Raw genomic sequence first — 633 nt, 5'->3', positions numbered from 1 at the left:
CGGAGCCGGTCGGTTTGTCCGCGCCGCCGTTGCCTTTGCCCAAGTGACCTTGCAGGTCGGCTTCCTTGAAGTAATCGCCATCGGCCTCGTTGGTGATCTTGGCCTTGCGTACTTCGATATCCGGAACGATGCCCTGTGCCTGAATCGAGCGGCCGTTCGGTGTGAAGTACAGCGCTGTGGTGATCTTCAGTGCGCGGTCGTTGTTCAGCGGCAGCACGGTTTGCACCGAGCCTTTGCCGAAACTGGTGGTGCCCATGACCACGGCGCGTTTCTGATCCTGCAGGGCGCCGGCAACGATTTCCGAGGCCGAGGCGCTGCCACCGTTGATCAGCACAACCATTGGCACCGCTTCGCTTTCGTCTTTGCCGGTGGCAGAGAAACGCAGTTCGGAGTTGGCGATCCGGCCTTTGGTGTAAACGATCAGACCTTTGGTGATGAAGTGGTCGACCACTTCCACCGCCGCCTGCAACACGCCGCCCGGGTTGTTGCGCAGGTCGAGAATGATGCCGTTGAGCTTCTTGCCGTTGTCCTTGCGCAGCTTGGCCAGGGCCTTGGAGACCTCTTCGCCGGTCTTGACCTGGAACTGGGTGATGCGGATGTACGCGTAGCCGGTTTCCAGCAGCTGCGCCTTGA

Annotated in this window: 1 protein-coding gene; it reads right to left on the bottom strand. The window is 60.7% G+C overall.

Annotated features, from left to right (window positions below; translation table 11 throughout):
• On the bottom strand, positions 1-633 hold a 633-nt coding region (locus tag BK660_RS30385), incomplete at both ends, for a S41 family peptidase (protein ID WP_259698551.1).

This window comes from Pseudomonas brassicacearum (assembly GCF_003732265.1).
GTDB lineage: Bacteria > Pseudomonadota > Gammaproteobacteria > Pseudomonadales > Pseudomonadaceae > Aquipseudomonas > Aquipseudomonas brassicacearum_D.
This window is presented reverse-complemented; position numbering and strand designations above follow the sequence as displayed.